This window comes from Cryobacterium sp. TMT4-31, assembly GCF_004403385.1.
GTDB lineage: Bacteria > Actinomycetota > Actinomycetes > Actinomycetales > Microbacteriaceae > Cryobacterium > Cryobacterium zongtaii.
The window spans coordinates 1-17091 of the sequence record NZ_SOGI01000063.1 but is presented as its reverse complement, the minus strand read 5'-3'; the positions used below and the strand labels follow the sequence as shown (position 1 = coordinate 17091).

The window sequence follows — 17091 nt, the reverse complement described above, 5'->3', positions numbered from 1 at the left end:
TTCCGCGCCAGATGTGCGCTTGTAACAGCTCGGAGTGGTGCATGGCACTGGTCGCAACCCCTGGCTTTCAGGTCACAATTCCAGCTCGTAGAGTTGGGTTGCTCCCCTCCAACGGTGCACAGACGTCACATGATCCGCGAGGTCATGGACCCCATTGACGACAGCGAGTTCGACAACCGCATCGCTTGGCACACGGCCTTTTCGTCGCTCCTCGTAGGGATAGTTGCCGATCGTCGAGAAGGTGTTACTACCGCGCATCGGCGGGTTGGGGAACAGTGTGGCTCCACTGTTCATGGGAGAAAGCCGGACTCTCTCGCCATGTGCTTCGACGAGACTCCGCGTATCAATGGTCAGCACATCCTGCTCCATAGTGCGGTAGTGTCTGGCGTTTAGCAGCCTGGTCAGTCGATCCATGTGAAGCCAGAAAAAGACGCGATTGTTCAAAGTCGCGAGCCATTCCGCCGGAGTGACATCCACCAGACTGGCCTCAAGGAAGCTCATCCGCAACGGCTTTTGATCCCTCACTGTGATCTCCCCCAACAGCGGGTGTGCGAGCGCGACTGAATGTTCACGCTTCTGCGAGAGCATTCGGTCCGCTTCCAACGCGTCAAGGCCCGAGGTCGCAACTATCTGTTCAGTTGTCCAAAGGCCGCTGGCCTTAATCAGCTGCCAGCTGCCGGCCGTTGCCATGTGGTACAGCTTTGGGTAACGCTCGATCAGTTCTTCGGTTTCCATATTCCTTGCTCCGTTGCCATTTACCATTCACGCCGGTCGATCACGCTTCTCTTGTCGAAGCGAGTCCCGATGAGGGAAACTGGTGCACCTGCGACCTTTTCGACTTCTTCGACGAAGTTGACCGTTGCCTCAGATAGTTGTTCGAATCGTCGAGCATCCTCATTCTGCTTGTCGATGTAGTCGGTGAACGTCAAAGCGATGTCGGTTGCGCCGTTGAGGTTTGCCGCCCTCTTCAGCTGTACCCAGTCGAATTCTCCAACGCGACGTTTCGTCCCTGAGACAGATCCTTTTTCGTTGTCGCGGAGCACTGTCTCATCGTGCCCGGAACGATCGGCGATCTTGTCCCAGTCCACTTCTTGCGACATGTGTCCGGATTCACCATTGATCGGGTTCCCCACACGAATTGGATACGTGCGGATCACCATCACCACTCGGCGAAGGCGGTGCGGCCCAATTCCAGCTTCCGCGAGCGTTGCCGAAGTCGTGGTGTCGCGACTCGTGACGTGGGGATAGTGCCCGTGGTAGATACTCAGTCCGGTGCCTTGTGTCCCTTCTAACAGCACACGCCCGTTCCTGCGGAAAGTCTCCTCTAGGAGGTCTGCGGCCGAGCCAATATAGGGGGCAAGTTCATCGACGTCTTTTGCAAGGCGGACCGGCTCTTCTCCTCCTCCGGTTCGTCCCATGATTCGACGTGACGCAGCGGAACCGCCACCCTTTCCTGTCGAGCCGATCGTGCTTTTGAGGTGAGATTCGGCGGCCTTGTCAGAGTCTTCGATGATCATCGCTTGCGGATCAATAACGAGCCGCGTGTTCTCGACGCCGCATTCGCTAATTTCCTTTAGCAACAATTGAACGTCTAACGTAGCCCCGGGCCCAATTAAGAGCTTTGCTCGACTATTTGCGAGGGTCCCCGAGGGCAAAAGCCGATGCGTGTAGGCCGTGTCTTTGGTCGGCACTTTATGTCCTGCGTTCGGGCCGCCCACCCGCATGAGCAGGTCATACTCCTGTGCCATAAAGTAGGCGATGTTCCCTTTGCCCTCGCTGCCGTACTGGCCGCCGATGAGAACATCAACCAACCGTGCCGATCGAGAAACATCGAGCCTCAAAGCCGCTGCTGCACGAATCGCTACATCAGCGCTTGAACAGCGGTCTGTGTCTATAGATACGTCTGCGTCTTGCCCAAGTGATGTCGTCTGGCTTTCAGTTTTATTGAGGGCCACGTCTCTATAGCTATGCAGTTCCTGGAGTGGCCCCGCACTCCGTTTGCGTTCCTCGTAGCGGCTTTCCAACACGTCCGTAGGCGCGTCCACGTGGATGTGGGTCACTCTCGCTGGATAGCGGTCCCGAAGTGCCTCGATCTGCGCAAGGCGACGCACTGCGTCGACAATTATCAGCTCCACGTTGTCGGCAGAATCTCCGATGCACTTGTCCACCGCGTCCGCAACCCACGCGCCGTCCGTGTGCTCGTCGAGAAGGTCGCCGTAATCTTGGAGCGCTTTTCGCTCATTCGGTAGCGGGACCCCGGCTTGCGCGGCCAGTGACTTGATGATCTCTTGGGTCCGAATATGATTTGCGCCGTAGCGATCCGTAAGGTCACTTGCGAGCGTGCTCTTTCCTGAACCAACGGGCCCGCTAAGGACAACGATTCTTGGCATGAGGGATCGCTTTTCGGCGACGGTGTTCATTGCGGCTCAGTTCCTTCGGCTCTTGCGCGCACAGCACGCAAAGAGTCGACTCGCTCGCACGTGGAACTTCCATACTCTCGCGCTCAAGTGCCTGGTGTCTCGCACCCTTTAGAGGGTCAAACTCCCAGTTGAAGGCAATAATTCAGGGAGCAAGATGCCCGCGCAAACGGCACAGCAAAGCACAGCACGGCCGAAGCTTGCCTCTAATGATCGCTTACAGCGCGGCGCTTGGTTCACTCACCAATAGCGCCACGGGGTCCGAAGCTACGCGTGGTGCAGCTCTAGAAATGGCGGAAACGGCAACGGCGGCTGGCTTTTCAGGACTTGAGGTATGTCGGGCGGCGAAAACTGCTCGGATTTTAGGACTTTTCCGTCTGCTCGCATAAGCGGCTTTCCGTTCATGTCCAGCTTGCTCATGTTGGAACGATGTACTTCTCTGACGACCGCATCAAGGTCGATGCCATATGTCAGAGCGGAACCGTACACCACGTACAAGATGTCGGCGAGGGCGTCAGCGACACCAACCAAGTCGCCCGATTCTGCCGCGACCCGGAACTCTCCGACCTCTTCTTCGAGTAAAGCGATCCGTAGCTGAGCTAGCCCAACTGGGATGCGTTCCTGCGGTCGGAGGTGCCTCGGCAGATTGAACGCTGTGTGAAAGGCGCCGACGGACAACATAGCTTCGCTGAGTACTGGCTGAATCCAGAGATGACTTCGTTGAGCGGTCTTTGCTCGAGGGATTCGGCGCCGTCTGGCACGTTGTAGTTCAGAGGCAGGCAGACCGAGATCTAGCTCGACATCCGTTTCCTGAAGTTCGGCCGGTTGCATGGGTCCATCATCGCATGCGTTCGAAGAGCGCACGGCGTGTCGTTCACATTGCACTTCATCAATACGCGCGGGCACCTGTCTCGTGATGCACACCGCTTGCGCCACGACGACAATCCGGCTTCAGCGGAACAGCTGATTGAATGTTTGGCCGGCATACCGCTGGCGTTCCTGGCAACCCGACTCTCGTGCGCAAGGTTGCATTGACATGTCATTGGTGACGCTCGGAGTCGTTGAAGGCGTCCTCTCTGACACCGTCTATCTACCGAAACCCGGTCAAGGCTCGAGAGCCTTTGGAGAGGATCTGTGTCGAACAACACCTAAGCAAGCCGCACTGCCCCTCGCGAGCCACCTGCACCGCACCAACGCCCTGGGTCAGCTTCTGACCCAGGCGGGCACCCGAATCAGAACCACACCCGTCAGCTGACTGTCACCACCCTCATGACCATGTACACCACGTCGACGACCCGCCTTCTACGACGCAGCTCGATCCTTGAGATGCGATCCATATTCCAATCTCATCTGGTCGCACTCAGCGTCGGTGAGTGACGCAAGAAGGATCACAGCATCTCCCGACCATACGTAGGTGTCATTGTTGCTGTGGCGCCAGGCAAATTTCGCATCGTTCCGGAGGTCTTTCTTCCAGCAGATGGCTTGATGATCATAGCTGCTGAGAGCACGCCCAACGCGGCGCTTGTTCACCTTCTCAATCAGCTCTTTCATGCTGTGAGGGTGCGTTTGGTTGGGATCACTCTTTTTCACCACAATTTGGCCATCCGCGGTCTGGGAAACTGCGACGACGAGGTCGGCACTAGTCATGTTCTTCACCGACCGCAAGTTGATGTCGTAAACCGTTGCGACGCGCGTCATGTCGCTTCCCGCAGCTTCAGCTGAGTCCATATAGGACCTCAACTCGTCAATAGAATCCTGAACTTCGGCAACCATCGTCGCGTTCTTGTCTACTCGCATAAATTGCACGGCGTCTGCGGGTGCAGTCGCTCCAAGCGGGAGCAGCTGCCAGGTCATCGAATCGGCAAGATCCTTCTTGAACTTCGCCAGCATGAAGTCCCGATAGTTGAGCACGTTCTGCTGAAGAAAGGGATAAATTACAGCGCCAAGCCCCTTTGCGTTATAGAGGTGAATCGCTCGATCCCGGTACTCCGAAAGCGCCTTCACGTTCGCTGTCACGGCGACACCATCGATCCCAGCCGGCCAGAGCTTCCGTGAAGCTACGCGGCGTAGCGCATCATCGAGTGTGATTGACCGGTATCGATCGCCCCGAGTCTTCGGGTAAAAGATCGACTGGTTGCCCTGCCTCAACGCCGCTTTCAACGCCAGCTCCCACGCGTTCACGACCATCATTACGGTGATCTCGTCGCGGTACGTCATCTGCGGCTTGTTGTAGATCTCTACAGCTGAAAGCATGGCTGACAAAGAGTTGTCCACCAACTTTCGCATCGAAACGAAAGGTGCTGCCAATTCACTTACTCCCCGTCGACTAACTGAACAATGCAGAAAGAGTCAAGAAGGGCGGACGCCGAAGCATCCGCCCTTTCGAGTGTGGTTCACAAGACGAGAGCTAGAAGTCCCAGTCGTCGTCTTCGGTGTTGACGGCCTTGCCGATGACGTACGAGGAGCCCGACCCGGAGAAGAAGTCGTGGTTCTCGTCGGCGTTGGGCGACAGGGCCGACAGGATCGCCGGGTTCACGTCGGTGACGCTCTTGGGGAACATGGCCTCGTAGCCAAGGTTCATCAGCGCCTTGTTGGCGTTGTAGTGCAGGAACTTCTTCACGTCTTCGGTCAGGCCGACCTGGTCGTAGAGGTCCTGCGTGTACTGCACCTCGTTCTCGTACAGCTCGTACATGAGGTTGAAGGTGTAGTCCTTGATCTCGTCCTTGCGCTCCTGCGTGGCTCCCTCGAGACCCTTCTGGAACTTGTAGCCGATGTAGTAGCCGTGCACGGCTTCATCCCGAATGATCAGACGGATGAGGTCGGCCGTGTTGGTGAGGCGGGCGCGGCTGGAGAAATACATCGGCAGGTAGAAGCCGGAGTAGAACAGGAACGACTCGAGCAGCACCGAGGCGACCTTGCGCTTCAGCGGGTCGTCACCCTGGTAGTAGTCCATCACGATGGACGCCTTCTTCTGCAGGTTGACGTTCTCGGTCGACCACCGGAACGCCTCGTCGATCTCCTTCGTCGACGCGAGCGTCGAGAAGATCGAGGAGTAGCTCTTCGCGTGTACCGACTCCATGAACGCGATGTTCGTGTAGACGGCTTCCTCGTGCGGGGTGATCGCGTCGGGGATCAGCGAGACGGCACCGACGGTGCCCTGGATGGTGTCGAGCAGGGTGAGTCCGGTGAACACGCGCATGGTGAGCTGCTGCTCCACCGGGGTGAGCTGGTTCCAGGACTGCACGTCGTTGGAGAGCGGGATCTTCTCGGGCAGCCAGAAGTTGTTGACGAGGCGGTTCCAGACCTCGACGTCTTTTTCGTCTTCGATCTTGTTCCAGTTGATCGCGTCAACGTGGGAGACGAGCTTGAGCTTGTCAATCATGATTTATTCCTCTTGGTGGTACGTCGTTGATCGAGCCTGTCGAGATCTGCTTACGTGGTCTCGACAGGCTCGACCACCGCTGAGATCAGTGAATTACATCACAAAGCGCAGGAAACACAGCCCTCAACCTCGGTCCCCTCGAGGGCCATCTGGCGCAGACGGATGTAGTAGATCGTCTTGATGCCCTTTTTCCACGCGTAGATCTGGGCGCGGTTGATGTCGCGGGTGGTGGCGGTGTCCTTGAAGAACAGCGTCAGCGACAGGCCCTGGTCCACGTGCTGGGTGGCAGCGGCGTAGGTGTCGATGACCTTCTCGTAGCCGATTTCGTAGGCATCCTGGTAGAACTCGGTGTTGTCGTTCGTCATGAACGGCGCCGGGTAGTACACCCGGCCGAGCTTGCCTTCCTTGCGGATCTCGATCTTCGAGGCGATCGGGTGGATCGACGCGGTCGAGTTGTTGATGTACGAGATCGACCCGGTCGGCGGCACGGCCTGCAGGTTCTGGTTGTAGATACCGTGCTCCATGACGGATGCCTTGAGCTCGGCCCAGTCGGCCTGCGTCGGGATCTCAACGGCCGAGTTGGCGAACAGCTCGGCGCCGCGGGCGGTGGTCGGCTCCCAGACCTGGTCGGTGTACTTGTCGAAGAAGGCGCCGGAGGCGTAGGTGGAGTCCGCGAAGCCCTCGAAGGTGGTGCCGCGTTCGATGGCGATCTTGTTCGAGGCGCGCAGGGCGTGGAACAGCACCGTGTAGAAGTAGATGTTGGTGAAGTCGATGCCCTCTTCGCTGCCGTAGTACACCCGCTCACGGGCGAGGTAGCCGTGCAGGTTCATCTGGCCCAGGCCGATGGCGTGGGACTTGTCGTTGCCGCTCTCGATCGAACGCACCGACGCGATGTGGCTCTGGTCGGAGACCGCACTGAGTCCGCGGATCGCGGTGTCGACGACCCGGCCGAAGTCGGGCGCATCCATGGCCAGCGCGATGTTCATCGAGCCGAGGTTGCAGGAGATGTCCTTGCCGATGGTGTCGTAGGAGAGGTCCTCTTTGTACGTGGTCGGGGTGTTGACCTGGAGGATCTCCGAGCACAGGTTCGACATGTTGATGCGGCCCTTGATGGGGTTCGCCTCGTTCACGGTGTCTTCGAACATGATGTACGGGTAGCCGGACTCGAACTGGATCTCGGCGAGGGTCTGGAAGAAGTCGCGGGCCTTCATCTTGGACTTCTTGATGCGCGAGTCGTCGACCATCTCGTGGTATTTCTCGGACACCGAGATGTCGGCGAACGGCACGCCGTAGACGCGCTCGACGTCGTACGGGGAGAACAGGTACATGTCCTCGTTGTTCTTGGCCAGCTCGAAGGTGATGTCGGGGATGACCACACCGAGGGAGAGGGTCTTGATGCGGATCTTCTCGTCGGCGTTCTCGCGCTTGGTGTCGAGGAAGCGCATGATGTCGGGGTGGTGCGCGTGCAGGTACACCGCTCCGGCGCCCTGGCGGGCACCGAGCTGGTTGGCGTAGCTGAAGGAGTCTTCGAGCAGCTTCATCACGGGGATGATGCCGCTGGACTGGTTCTCGATCTGCTTGATCGGCGCGCCGGACTCACGGATGTTGGAGAGCAGCAGGGCCACGCCGCCGCCGCGCTTGGACAGCTGCAGCGAGGAGTTGATACCGCGGGAGATGGACTCCATGTTGTCTTCGATACGCAGCAGGAAGCAGGAGACGAGCTCGCCGCGCTGGGCCTTGCCGGAGTTCAGGAAGGTGGGCGTCGCGGGCTGGAAACGACCGGCGATGATCTCCTCGACGAGGGCGACCGCGAGCTTTTCGTCGCCCTGGGCCAGGCCGAGGGCGGTCATCACGACGCGGTCCTCGAAGCGCTCGAGGTAGCGCTTGCCGTCGAAGGTCTTCAGCGTGTACGACGTGTAGTACTTGAACGCGCCGAGGAAGGTCTGGAAGCGGAACTTCTTCGAGTACGCCAGGTTGTTGAGGCTGGTGATGAACTCGAAGCTGTACATGTCGAGCACGGCCTGCTCGTAGTACTCCTTCTCGACCAGGTAGTCGAGACGTTCACGCAACGAGTGGAAGAACACCGTGTTCTGGTTCACGTGCTGCAGGAAGAACTCCCGGGCAGCTTCGCGGTCCTTGTCGAACTGGATCTCCCCGTTCGGTCCGTACAGGTTGAGCATGGCGTTCAGGGAGTGATAATCCATGTCCAGGCCCGACGGCGGGCTGATCGGGGTGACCTTCACGGCTGTTGCTTCCAAAATTCTTCCAATCCTTCGTGAACGGCGGCTACGTCGTCCGGTGTGCCGAATACTTCAAAGCGATACAGGTGGGGTACACCGCACTTCTGCGCGATGATGTCCCCGGCGAGGCAGAAGGCCTCACCGAAATTCGTGTTCCCGGCGCCGATGACGCCGCGGATGAGTGAGCGGTTGCGTGTGTCGTTGAGAAAGCGGATGACCTGGCGCGGCACTGCCGGCCCCAGATCGCCGCCGCCGTAGGTGGGTACAACGAGCACAAACGGATGCCGGGCGACAAGGGGCGCATCCTTGGCGTACAGCGGGATGCGGGCGGCGGGCCGGCCGAGCTTCTCTACGAACCTCTGAGTGTTTCCGGAGACGCTCGAGAAGTAGACGATGTCCACGTCTCCGGCATCGACTTCCGCGCCGGCACCCTGTCCTGCCGCGCCGGCGGTGGACTCGCGAGTGGAATCAGCCTGAAGCAGCATGGGTTCCCCTTTTCGTGCGAGTTGAACGGTCGGCGCCCCCCAGGCGCAACGCTGGTTACGCCAGGCGCGCGGCGAGCTCGTTGATCTTGTCGGGGCGGAAGCCCGACCAGTGGTCCTCATCGGTGATGACGACGGGCGCCTGCAGGTAGCCGAGCGCCTTGACGGCCTCGAGTGCGTTCTCGTCGGCTGACAGGTCGAGGATGTTGTACTCGATGCCCTTGTTGTCCAGGGCACGGTAGGTCGCGGTGCACTGCACGCAGGACGGCTTGGTGTAGACGGTGATTGCCATCGAAGAGGCCTCTCGTATCGTTCTCGTCGTTTCGGACCATAGGCAAAGCTGTGCGAAATCCGTGGTGAAGACGTAGTGGAAATGTGGTGGAAATGCACCCGTAAAGTGCGAAGTTCTTTTTCAAGCGTTGTGCGATTGCTTGGACTTCAATACTACATCTAGTGATTGCCAATGGGAACAGCCACTACATGCGGGAATTACAATTATGTACTTATCCACCGACATTCCACCGGTTGTCAACAGGGCGGCACCACCGAAGACCGCAGGAATACGCGGTCGGACCCGAAGTTATCCACAGGTCGAGCGGGACATGATTTTGCCCTGTGGAATCCGCCGCCGGGCGCGTCGATCACCCGGTCGGCGGATCCGTCCCCCTTCTGGGGCTCAGGATTTGCGCTTGCGCGAGACGACGAATCGCTGCAGCAGCACGAAGGCGAGGAGAATGCCGCCGGTGATGATCGTGGTGGCTTCAGGCGGGATGCCGCCGTCGCGGGTGATGAGCACGTTCATCAGTCCGAGAACCAGCGCGCCGATCACGGAACCGAGCACAAAGCCGGCTCCGCCGGTGAGCAGCGTCCCACCGATGATGACGGCGGCGATGGCGTCCAGCTCCCAGCCCACCCCGGTGATGTTCTGCGCGATGCCGAGCTTCGAGGTGTACACGACGGCGGCCAGTCCCGCGAGGGTGCCGCTGATCACGTAGATCAACAGTTTCGTGCGCACCACCGGCAGTCCCATCAGCAACGCCGACTGTTCCGAACCGCCGATCGCGTAGACCGTGCGACCGAATCGGGTGCGGTGCAGCATGAAGAACGCCACGATGACGACGAGGGCGGCGATGAGCACGTTGGGGGTTGTCACGAGGTCGTCGATCTTGGGTCCGTCGTAGACCTTCCACTGCGTGGACAGGCTGCGGATCACCGAGTCGTCGTCGAGCCGCTGCGGGGTGGTGCTGAGGATGGACGCGAGGCCGCGGGCGAGGAACATCATCGCGAGGGTCGCGATGAAGGGTTGCACGTTGAAGTACTGGATCAGCACCCCGGAGGCGACGCCGAAGACCGAGCCGATCAGGATCATCAGCACGATCACGATGAGCGGATTCCAGCCGGCGTTGGCCAGCATCACCCCGACCAGGCTGCTGATGGCGATCACCGCTCCGACCGACAGGTCGATCCCGCCGGTGAGGATGACGAAGGTCAGGCCCACCGCCAGGATGATCAGATACGCGTTGTTGATCAGCAGGTTCGAGATCGTGCTGAACTGCACAATCCGCCCGTAGGCGACCTCACCGTAGATCAGCATGGCGATGAAGATCGCCACGGCGGCCAGGGTCGGCAGGGTTTCCAGGTTCGGCTTCATTCGCGACAGCAGCGAGGGTGCGGCCGGCCGATCGAGCTCGGTGATGGTCATACCGGCACCGTTTCCTTATCCGTGATGATGACGCGGGTTCTGCGCCGGTTGAACATCGAGCGCACCCTGGGCGACTGCAGGAGGCAGATGATCACGATGACGACGGCCTTGAAGGCCGGCGTCGCCGACGAGGGGATGGACATGTAGACGATGGTCTTGTCGAGTGTCGCGATCAGCAGGGCCCCGATGATGCTGCCGGTGAGCGAGAATTTGCCTCCGGCCAGCGAGGTCCCGCCGATGACCACGGCGAGGATCGCATCCATTTCGGCGGTCATGCCCGTTTTCGCCACCTCGACCGTCATGACGCTGGCGGTGCTGAAGATCCCGGCCACGCCGGCGAGCACAGCGCTCACTATGTAGACGGAGATGAGGATGCCGACGGGGCGGATCCCGGCCATCCGGGCGGCCTTGGGGTTGATGCCGATGGATTCGATCATCAGGCCGAGCGCGGTGCGGCGCACCAGGGCGGCCAGGACCGCCACGATCAGCACCGCGATGACGAACACAACGGGAAAGCCGAGGAAGGTGCCGTTGGCGATCCAACGGAAGGTCTCGTTCGTCGCCGAGGTGTTCTGGCCCGAGGTGATCACCTTGGCCAGGCCGCGGCCGGCGAGCATCATCACCAGGGTCGTGATGAAGGGTTGCAGGCCCACGATCGAGACCAGGATGCCGTTGAGGGTGCCGAGTAGCGCGCTGATTCCCAGCGCCAGGAGCACGGCCACCACCGCGGTGCCGAACGATCCGGTGCCGGTGTTGCGCATGAATTCCATTGAGACGGCACCGGCCACAGCCATCACCGACCCGACCGACAGGTCGATGCCGCGGGTGGCGATGACCAGGGTCATGCCGACCGCGATCATCATGATCGGCGCGCTCGCGCGCAGGATGTCGATGACGTTGCCAGAGAGGTTGCCGGTGGCGGCGTTGACCGATACCCCGAGGTAGGCGGGGTTCTTGGTGAGATTGACCACGAGCAACAGAAGCAGGGCCACGATCGCCCAGACGTACGGTTGGTGGAACAGCCCGGTGATGACGCGGATGGCTGCGGACGGACGTGCGACGGGGGTGCTCATGCGCCGCTCCCTTCTGAAGCGATGAGATCGACGATGGCTTCGGCGGTCACGTCGGGTCCGTTGACGATCTCGCCGATCTTGCGCCGGTCTTTCAGCACGATGATGCGCTCACTGAGGCGCACGACTTCCTCCAATTCAGACGAAATGAAGATCACCGACATGCCGTCATCGGCGAGCGCCACAATTGTCTCCTGAATCTCCGCCTTGGCCCCCACATCGATTCCGCGGGTCGGTTCGTCGAGGATCAGGAGTTCCGGCTGGGTGGCCAACCAGCGGCCGAGCAGGACTTTCTGCTGGTTGCCGCCGGATAGATCCCGCACGGCCCGCTCCGGGTCGGCGGGTCGCACGTTCAGCTCCACCAGGTACTTGTCGCAGATCGCGGCCTGTTCCCGGCGGGACAGCGGCCGGGCCCAGCCGCGGCGGGCCTGCACGGCCAGGACCAGGTTCTCCCGCACCGTGAGGTCGCCGACGATTCCCTCGTCGCGCCGGTTTTCGGTGGAGAAGGCGATCTTGCGCGCCAGGGCGCCGACCGGGCTGGTGACCTCGGTGGTTTTCCCGTCGATGGTCACGATGCCGGCATCGGGTTTGTCGGCACCGTAGATGAGCCGGCCGAGCTCGGTGCGGCCGGAACCGAGCAATCCGGCCAGGCCCACCACTTCGCCGGCGTGCACCTCGATGTCCACGGGTTCGATGGAGCCCTTGCGGGTCAGGTCTTTCGCGCTGTAGTAGGGCGCGCCGCCCGAGTGCACGGCCCGGGATCGCTGGGAGCCCAGGGAGTTGAGGGTGTCCACGTCCTTGCCGATCATCTCGGAGATGAGCTGGTTGCGCGGCAGCGCAGCTGTCTGGTGTTCGCCGACCACGACGCCGTTCCGCAGCACGGTGAGCCGGTCGCTGATCGCGTACACCTGGTCGAGGAAGTGCGAGACGAAGAGGATGGCAACACCCTCGTCGCGCAGGCGGCGGATGACCGTGAACAGGCCTTCAACCTCGTTCGCGTCCAGGCTGGAGGTCGGTTCGTCGAGGATCAGGACAGTGGAGTCGGTGACCATCGCGCGGCTGATCGCGACCAGCTGCTGCAGGGCGAGCGAGATGCTGGAGAGCGGTTGTCTGGGGTCGAGGTCGCCCAGGCCCAACCGGATGAGGGCCTCGTGGGCCGCCTCGCGGGTCTTGCGCCAGTTGATGCCGATCGGCCCGCGTACCTCGTGGCCGAGCATCACGTTCTCCCCCACCGTGAGGTTGTCGCAGAGGTTGACCTCCTGGTAGACGGTGGAGATGCCGGCGCTCTGCGCATCCGCGGTGCCCGCGAACCGCCTCGGAACGCCGCCGACGGTGATTGTGCCGGAGTCGATCTTGTACACACCGGTGAGCGCCTTGATGAGGGTGGATTTGCCCGCCCCGTTCTCGCCCATCAGGGTGTGTACTTCGCCAGGGAAGAGTCGGAAGTTCACGTTCTGGAGAGCCTTGACCCCCGGGAACTCGATCGAGATGTTCTCCATCTCGACGATCGGCTCTGTCACTGCCGGCGCTGTCGCTGCCATGTCTCTGCCTGGTCCTGCCGGTGTGTCGGCCTCGAAAGTTGAGTGGCGTGGCGAACCTGCCACGAAGGGGGTGTTCGTTCCTGCGGCCGGATGGGCCGCAGGAACGAACACGTTCGGGTCGTGCTGCCGGTCAGTACTGGCGGTCGGGCAGGGCCGCGGTGGCCGCCTCGGGCGAATCGAATGTCGTGCTCGGCACGACGATGCTGGACTCGACGTCCTCGCCCGCCAGGGCCGCGTTGACGACCTCGATGGCGTCCTCTCCGAAGAGCGGGTTGTATTCGGCCACGAAGCTGAGCCGGCCGGCCGCAAGGGCTTCGAGGGCGGCCTGTGTGCCGTCGATGGTGATGATCTTCACGTCGGTGCCGGGGGTGAGTCCGGCCTCCTCCACCGCGAGAGCGGCGCCCAGGCCCATTTCGTCGTTCTGGGCGAAGACGAGCTGGATGTCGTTGCCATTGGCCTTGAGCATGGTCTCGAAGACGCTCTTGGCCTCTTCGGTGGACCAGTTCGCCGACTGGCTCTCCAGCTTGGTCAGGTTGTCGGCGACGGCCTCGTCCCATCCCTTGTTGCGGTCGTTCACCACCGAGAGTCCGGGCGGGCCTTCGAGGACGACGTAGTTCGCGCCATCCGGGAACTGCTCGTTGGCCCATTCGGCGGCCGAGGCGCTGATGCCCACGTTGTCCGGAGCGATCCGGCTCGTGTAGAGGCTTTCGTCGTTCGGCTCGATGCCGCGGTCAAGCAGCACCACCGGAATCTCGGCCTCCTGTGCCCGCTCGAGCACGTCTTCCCAGCCCGTTGCCTCGGTGGCGGAGAGCAGGATCGCGTCTACGCCCTCGTCGATGAACGAGGTGAACGCGGTGATCTGGGAGTTCTGGTCGCCGTTGCTGGACGGGGCATACTTCAGGTCGAACCCGTTCTCGGTGGAGAACGCATCCTGAATGTTCTGCTCGTTCGCGGTGCGCCAGCCTCCCTCAGGTCCGACGGCGACAAATCCGACGGTGGTGAGCTCGCCGCTGTCGTCACCGGATGCGGCCGGTTCGTCCGACCCCGATGAGCAGGCGACCAGACTGAGAGCTAGTGTTCCGGCCAGGGCCAAACCCGTGAACGCTCGGAACCGTGATGTGGGTGCCATGTGATCTCCTCCTTGAGATCTGCGGGCACGAGCGTCGTGCCAGCAGTATGAATGTGTTCAATGAACGACTGCGGTGCCTTGGACGATGTGTGATCGCTAACAATTCGCTACTAGCCAGCTGCTTGATAGTTTCTGACTTCGTCGTCGGGATCAATTGTTAGCCTTCACAATCGCTCTTTTCGGAGGCTAACCGCGTTTTGCCGGTGTTGTCAAGGGCTTTTTACTGGGATGCAGCCCTGCGGGGCTCCTGTTGCGCCGAACGAGTTGTGAACCCTAACATTCAGGGGGACGAGGAGGTTCGCGAGGTGCACAGAATCGAAGCCGAACCGATCGTGGTGATGACCGGCGTCACCGTCACGTTCCCGGGCGTCACGGCGTTGGATTCCGTGGACTTCAGGCTGTTCCCCGGGGAGGTTCACTCGCTGCTGGGCGAGAACGGCGCGGGTAAGAGCACCCTGATCAAGGCGCTGACGGGTGTGTACCGCATCGACGGCGGGCGGATCGAGGTCGATGGGGTCAGCGTGGCCTTCGCCAGCCCGGCCGACGCGCAACGGTCTGGCGTGAGCACCGTGTACCAGGAGATCAACCTCCTGCCCAACCTCAGCGTTGCCGAGAACATCCTGCTCGGGCACGAGTCCCGCCGTCCGTGGGGCGGCATCGACTGGCCGGCAACACGACGGCACGCCGGCGAGCTCCTCCGGGGAATGAACCTCGACATCGACCCGGCGTCCATCCTCGCGGACCACTCACTCGCCGTGCAACAGCTCATCGCCATCACCAGGGCCGTCGCCGTGCAACCCAAGGTGTTGATTCTCGACGAACCCACCTCGAGCCTGGATACCGACGAGGTGACGGAGCTGTTCAGGGTGATCGCCCACCTCAAGGAGTCCGGGGTCGCCATCCTGTTCATCTCGCACTTCCTCGAGCAGGTCTACGAGATCTCCGACCGACTCACCGTGCTGCGCGACGGCCAACTCGTCGGCGAGTACCTCACGGATGAGCTGCTGCGGATCGATCTCGTGCAGAAGATGGTCGGCGCCGGGATGTCGGTTCTCTCCGAGATGCAGCATCGCACGAGTGAGCGGGAGGTCGAGGAAGCCCTCGGCGGTGAACGGCCGCTGGTGAGCGCCGTCGGCCTCGGCCGGGACGGCGCTCTGGCACCTATCGACCTGGCCGTCTACGAGGGCGAAATCGTCGGCATGGCCGGTCTGCTCGGCTCCGGCCGCACCGAGCTGGCACGACTGCTGGCGGGCATCGACCGGCCGGACAGGGGCGGCGTGTCGGTCGACGGTGTCGTGCACAAGTTCCGGGGCCCCCGCGATGCGCTGAAACACCGTATCGCCTACGCCTCGGAGGACCGCCGCGCCGAGGGCATCATCGGGGACCTGACCGTTCGCGACAACATCGCACTGGCCCTGCAGGCCGACCTGGGCTGGTTCCGTCGGATCTCCCGAAAACGACAGGACGAGCTCGCCGCCAGCTACATCCAGGCTCTGAACATTCGCCCGCCGAACCCGGATGCTCTCGTGCGGCACCTCTCCGGGGGCAACCAGCAGAAGCTGCTTCTCGCCCGCTGGCTGGCCATAGCGCCCCGCCTGCTGATTCTGGACGAGCCCACCAGGGGCATCGACATCGGTGCGAAGGCCGAGATCCAGAATCTGGTCACCGATCTGGCCGAGAACGGTCTCGCCGTGGTTTTCATTTCGGCCGAACTCGAAGAGGTGCTGCGCATCAGCAACCGGGTGGCGATCCTGCGCGATCGGAAGAAGGTTGCCGACATCCGCAACCACGACCTGACCGTCGAGCGGCTGCTCACCGTCATCGCCGACGGCGCCGACGATGACGACGACCAGCGTCGGGGGGCCGAGCGGTGACCGGGACCCTCGGGCTCCTGGCACTGGCCGGTCAGGGCACTCGTCTAGAATCGGTGACACAACCCTGCACTATGTGGGCTGGCCGGATGCTCCGTGTGACGATCGACCGCGGAGAGTTGGGGCCCCGTCACCCGCAGGGAAAGGTATCGCCGTGAGAGAGGAAACTCCCCGCCAGGCGACGATCTTCGACGTCGCGCGTCTCGCCGGGGTATCGCACCAGACGGTCTCCCGGGTGCTCAACGACCTGCCCAATGTGCGGCCGTCCACCCGGGTTCGGGTCGAGGAGGCCATCAAGAAGCTGCGCTACGTGCCCTCCCCCGCCGCGCGGGCGCTCGTGACCCGGCGGTCGCGCACCATCGGGCTGATCGCCACGGGCACACCCGAGTTCGGTCCGGCGTCCACCCAGCTCTACTTCAACGCTGCCGCGCGGAAGGCATCCTGGTCGGTCTTCACGGCCAGCCTGATCGACACCGAGCCGTCGGCGATCCGGGCCGTCGTCGAAGCGTTCCTCCGGCAGAACGTCGAAGGTATCGCCGTGATCACGAGCCGCCAGGGCGTCGTCGACGTCGTCGCCGGCATGGAGCTGGCCATCCCCGTGGTGGCGCTTGAGGCAACGGCCCGCACCGGTATCACCACGGTCGGGGCCAACCAGTACAGCGGCGCCCGCACCGCGGTGGCCTATCTGGCCGGGCTCGGCCACCGCAACATCGCCCACCTGGCCGGGCCGAGCGACTCGATCGACGCCAAGGAGCGGGAGCGCGGGTGGCGTGACGAGCTGGCCTCCCGTGGCCTGCAGGCGCGCCGCATCGGCATCGGCGACTGGTCGCCGTCCGCGGGCTACACCTTCGGCATGGCCTGCGACCTCGAGGGGCTCACGGCGATCTTCGCGTCGAACGACCAGATGGCGGTGGGGCTGATGCACGCCCTGTCCGATCGGGGACGGTCGGTTCCCCGCGACGTCAGCATCGTCGGGTTCGACGATGTGCCCGAGGCGGAGCACCTGTCGCCCCCGCTCACCACCGTGCGCCAGGATTTTGAGCACATCGGACGGGACATGCTCAGCGTGTTGCTCAGCCGCATCAACGGTGACGGTTCCCCGCTTCCGGCGTCCGTTCCCGCCCTCATCGAACGCGCCTCCACGCGCCGGCTCGACGCCGAGGGCTGAGCCTCCCCGGCGGCCCGCCCTTCCCCCGGGCGGCGCGACATCGCCCCGGCGGCCCGTCTCCGCCCCGGCGGCCCGTCTCCGCCCCGGCG

General features: G+C 62.2%; 14 protein-coding genes. 2 read left to right on the top strand and 12 right to left on the bottom strand.

What is annotated here, in order from left to right; translation table 11 throughout:
* Nucleotides 1–72: 72 nt before the first annotated feature.
* The 12 genes from E3T19_RS14410 to E3T19_RS14355 form a co-directional block, all read right to left on the bottom strand.
* Nucleotides 73–735: a hypothetical protein gene (locus E3T19_RS14410; RefSeq protein WP_134409157.1), complete on the bottom strand. Its 663-nt coding sequence runs from the start codon at nt 733–735 to the stop codon at nt 73–75.
* 20 nt (nt 736–755) lie between these two features.
* Nucleotides 756–2420 (bottom strand): adenylosuccinate synthetase, encoded by a 1665-nt coding sequence (locus E3T19_RS14405; RefSeq protein ID WP_134409156.1) that lies wholly within the window; start codon nt 2418–2420, stop codon nt 756–758.
* Between the two features lie 264 nt (nt 2421–2684).
* Complete coding sequence (locus tag E3T19_RS14400; protein ID WP_198418795.1) at nt 2685–3248, bottom strand: hypothetical protein; 564 nt, start codon at nt 3246–3248, stop codon at nt 2685–2687.
* Nucleotides 3249–3719: 471 nt separating this feature from the next.
* Complete coding sequence (locus E3T19_RS14395; RefSeq protein ID WP_370294276.1) at nt 3720–4703, bottom strand: DUF3644 domain-containing protein; 984 nt, start codon at nt 4701–4703, stop codon at nt 3720–3722.
* A 121-nt stretch (nt 4704–4824) separates the two neighbouring features.
* Complete coding sequence (gene nrdF / locus E3T19_RS14390) at nt 4825–5799, bottom strand: class 1b ribonucleoside-diphosphate reductase subunit beta (protein ID WP_088455068.1); 975 nt, start codon at nt 5797–5799, stop codon at nt 4825–4827.
* 98 nt (nt 5800–5897) lie between these two features.
* Entirely contained in the window at nt 5898–8003 is a 2106-nt protein-coding gene (nrdE, locus tag E3T19_RS14385; RefSeq protein ID WP_134409205.1) for a class 1b ribonucleoside-diphosphate reductase subunit alpha, read from the bottom strand.
* Nucleotides 8004–8038: 35 nt separating this feature from the next.
* Nucleotides 8039–8524 carry a class Ib ribonucleoside-diphosphate reductase assembly flavoprotein NrdI gene (nrdI, locus tag E3T19_RS14380; RefSeq protein ID WP_088455067.1) on the bottom strand — a complete coding sequence of 162 codons (486 nt, stop codon included), beginning with the start codon at nt 8522–8524 and terminating at the stop codon, nt 8039–8041.
* 55 nt (nt 8525–8579) lie between these two features.
* The gene (gene nrdH, locus E3T19_RS14375; protein ID WP_066592430.1) at nt 8580–8813 is read right to left on the bottom strand and encodes a glutaredoxin-like protein NrdH; all 234 of its coding nucleotides are present in this window, start codon (nt 8811–8813) and stop codon (nt 8580–8582) included.
* 384 nt (nt 8814–9197) lie between these two features.
* Nucleotides 9198–10223, bottom strand: a complete 1026-nt coding sequence (locus E3T19_RS14370; RefSeq protein WP_088455066.1) for a sugar ABC transporter permease — start codon at nt 10221–10223, stop codon at nt 9198–9200.
* Nucleotides 10220–11296: an ABC transporter permease gene (locus E3T19_RS14365; protein ID WP_088455065.1), complete on the bottom strand. Its 1077-nt coding sequence runs from the start codon at nt 11294–11296 to the stop codon at nt 10220–10222. Before E3T19_RS14365 ends, E3T19_RS14370 begins: the two co-directional genes overlap by 4 nt.
* The gene (locus E3T19_RS14360; RefSeq protein ID WP_134409154.1) at nt 11293–12834 is read right to left on the bottom strand and encodes a sugar ABC transporter ATP-binding protein; all 1542 of its coding nucleotides are present in this window, start codon (nt 12832–12834) and stop codon (nt 11293–11295) included. The genes E3T19_RS14365 and E3T19_RS14360 overlap by 4 nt, the downstream gene beginning before the upstream one ends.
* 130 nt (nt 12835–12964) lie before the next feature.
* Nucleotides 12965–13963: an ABC transporter substrate-binding protein gene (locus tag E3T19_RS14355; RefSeq protein WP_088455063.1), complete on the bottom strand. Its 999-nt coding sequence runs from the start codon at nt 13961–13963 to the stop codon at nt 12965–12967.
* A gap of 338 nt (nt 13964–14301) precedes the next feature.
* Between E3T19_RS14355 and E3T19_RS14350 the strand changes: the two genes are divergently transcribed.
* A complete protein-coding gene (locus E3T19_RS14350; protein WP_134409204.1) occupies nt 14302–15837 on the top strand; it encodes a sugar ABC transporter ATP-binding protein in 1536 nt (511 codons plus the stop codon).
* 151 nt (nt 15838–15988) lie between these two features.
* On the top strand, nt 15989–17002 hold the full coding sequence (locus E3T19_RS14345; RefSeq protein ID WP_198414937.1) for a LacI family DNA-binding transcriptional regulator: 1014 nt from the start codon (nt 15989–15991) through the stop codon (nt 17000–17002).
* Nucleotides 17003–17091 lie beyond the last annotated feature (89 nt).